Annotated in this window: 4 protein-coding genes; all 4 read right to left on the bottom strand. The window is 70.5% G+C overall.

What is annotated here, in order from left to right; genetic code table 11:
• Window positions 1-958: ABC transporter permease (locus tag VLF38_RS14870; RefSeq protein ID WP_414689410.1), on the bottom strand; the 958-nt coding region annotated here is incomplete at its 3' end.
• Window positions 955-1848 carry an ABC transporter ATP-binding protein gene (locus VLF38_RS14865; protein ID WP_325272017.1) on the bottom strand — a complete coding sequence of 298 codons (894 nt, stop codon included), beginning with the start codon at window positions 1846-1848 and terminating at the stop codon, window positions 955-957. The genes VLF38_RS14870 and VLF38_RS14865, both read right to left, overlap by 4 nt.
• A 26-nt stretch (window positions 1849-1874) precedes the next feature.
• Window positions 1875-2030 (bottom strand): hypothetical protein, encoded by a 156-nt coding sequence (locus tag VLF38_RS14860; protein WP_325272016.1) that lies wholly within the window; start codon window positions 2028-2030, stop codon window positions 1875-1877.
• Between the two features lie 214 nt (window positions 2031-2244).
• Entirely contained in the window at window positions 2245-2448 is a 204-nt protein-coding gene (locus VLF38_RS14855) for a cold-shock protein (protein WP_028650227.1), read from the bottom strand.
• Between the last annotated feature and the right edge of the window lie 217 nt (window positions 2449-2665).

Here is a 2665-nt window from a genome sequence, read left to right as displayed (position 1 = left end):
CCTCCTTCCCGAGCGAGCCGAAGAGCAACCCGCCCACGGTCAGGCCCACACCCCAGCCGATCACGAGGCCGCGCTGGAGCCGGAAGGCGAGGCCGACCGGCGTGCCGAGCATCCGCGTCGCCCGCGGACGGCCGGGGCTCGGGTGCCACAACCCGGCGCCGGCGTCGCGGTGGGCCGTCAGCCAGACGGTGAGCGCGAGCACGACGGCCGCGAGGGCCACGACCAGCGCCAACGGCCACCAGCGCTGGTCGCCGTACGCGTTGACGGCCTGCTGCCACCCGAACGGCGACAGCCACACCAGCCAGCTGTCCTGTACGGCGCCCACGCCGCGCAGCAGGAAGAGCACGGCCATCACGGCACCGGCGATGCCGAGCGCGCCGCGCGCGTTGGCGGTGACCTGGGCGGCGGCGAGCGCGATGGCGGTGAAGACCAGGCCGATCGACGTCAGCCCGGCCCCGTGCAGCAGGGAACCGCCGGTGGACAGGCCGGTGCCGGCCAGGACCAGCGCGTCGAGCACCCCCGCCACGACGGAGGCGCCGATCGCGACGGCGAGGGTGGCCGCGGTCGCGGCGTGGCGGCCGAGCACGGTCCCGCGCAGCAGCTCCGCGCGCCCCGTCTCCTCCTCGGCGCGGGTGTGCCGCACGACGAGGAAGGTCACCATCAGGGCGACGATGACCGCGGCGGTCGACGTGATCTCGTAGGCCGTGATCCCGCCCATCGTGTCGACCGCGACGGGCGTGCCGTTGAGCAGCTTGCCGGCGGCGCTCCCCGTCACCGTGGCGCCGTAGCCGGCCACCTTCTCCGGGGTGTTGTAGAGGTCCTGCACCGCCACGGCCGACGCCCCGGACATCGCGGTGAGGCCGAGGATCCACACGGGCAGCCGGATCCGGTCGCGCCGCAACGCCAGCCGGACCAGGTGGCGGGTGCCGGTGAGGCTGCTGCTCCGCTGCCCGCTCATGGCGTCGCCTCCTCGCCGTACTGGCGCAGGAACAGCTCTTCCAGGGTCGGCGGATGTGCCTGCAGCGAGCGCAGGCCGAGCCCGGAGAGGCGGGCGACGACCGCGTCGAGGTCGTCGGAGTCGACGTCGAAGGTGACCCGCCCGTCGAGGAACTGCGGCTGGTGCACGCCCCGCATCTCCGCGATCTCGCGGGCCGGCCGCGCGGTCTCCGCGATGATCGTGGTGCGGGTCAGGTGGCGCAGGTCGGCGAGGGTGCCGCTCTGCACGTTGACGCCGGCGCGGATGATGCTCACCCGGTCGCACAACGCCTCGACCTCGGCGAGGATGTGGCTGGAGAGCAGCACCGTGGCCCCCTCGGCCTTCACCTCGTGGACCGCCCGCTGGAACTCCGCCTCCATCAGCGGGTCTAGCCCGGACGTGGGCTCGTCGAGCAGGTAGAGCTCGGTGTGCGAGGAGAACGCCGCCACCAGCGCGACCTTCTGCCGGTTTCCCTTGGAGTAGGTGCGCGCCTTCTTCGACGGGTCGAGCTCGAAGCGCTCGAGCAGGTCGGCGCGCCGCTTCTCATCGAGGCCGCCGCGCATCCGGCCGAGGAGGTCGATGACCTCCCCGCCGGTCAGGTTGGGCCACAGGGAGACGTCGCCCGGGACGTAGGCGAGCCGGCGGTGGAGCTGTGCTGCCTCCCGCCACGGGTCGCCGCCCAGCAGCTCGGCGGTCCCGGAGTCGACGCGCAGCAGGCCGAGGAGGACCCGCATGGTGGTGGACTTGCCGGACCCGTTGGGGCCGAGGAAGCCGTGCACCTCGCCCTTCTCGACGTGGAGGTCGAAACCGTCGAGGGCGCGCACGGCACCGAAGGTCTTGACGATCGAGCGCAGGTCGATGGCGGTGCTCATGCGCCCAGTGTTGCGCACGCGGGAGGTCAGTCCCGGTGCGGGCCGACTCCCAGCAGGTGATCGATCTCCGCCTGTGTCAGGTGCTCGTCAGCTTCGCTCGCGGCGATGATCAGCGTGGTCGTCAGCTCGACCTCCCCCAGCAGGTCACCGTCCTCGAGGGTCACGTCGAACTGGTCATGCATGTTCGCCCCTCTCCGGACTGTCCAGGCACCGGTGCCCGATGCCTGCTTCCAGAATGCCCCCCAGGTGGTGGCTCCAAACGTGTCCCGGGACAAATCATCCAAAAGGGTGAGCACGCCTGCAACTGGTCTGGCCCCCCATGGGGACGAGGCCCCACCCAGCCGGGTGAGGCCTCGTCATGAGATTCGGACAGGTGCTGTCCGGACCGCCGCTCGATCAGAGCGGGCGGACGTTCTCCGCCTGCGGGCCCTTGGGGCCCTGGGTGACGTCGAACTCAACCTTCTGGTTCTCGTCGAGGGACTTGTAGCCCTGCGACTGGATGGCCGAGTAGTGCACGAAGACGTCGTCGCCGCCGTCCTCCTGCGCGATGAAGCCGAAACCCTTCTCGGCGTTGAACCACTTCACGGTGCCTTGAGCCATGTTGCTCGGTACTCCTGTTGTCGGAACGAGAAGCCGTCACTTCGACGACTCCACACCAGATGCGGTGACACGTCGCTCCGACTCGCGGGTCTGGCAGGCCCGAAGACTGAACGCCGTTGGATCACAAACTCCGCGGGCGTCTACCTGCTGGAACTTGCACCTGTTGCGGGTCAAACACTACCAACAAATCGCTCGGCGTCACCGGTCGAGATCCACC

Origin of the sequence: Nocardioides sp., from assembly GCF_035481145.1 — a bacterium.
Lineage (GTDB): Bacteria > Actinomycetota > Actinomycetes > Propionibacteriales > Nocardioidaceae > Nocardioides.
The sequence above is the reverse complement of the archived record's forward strand: the minus strand, read 5'-3'. Positions and strand labels throughout refer to the sequence as shown.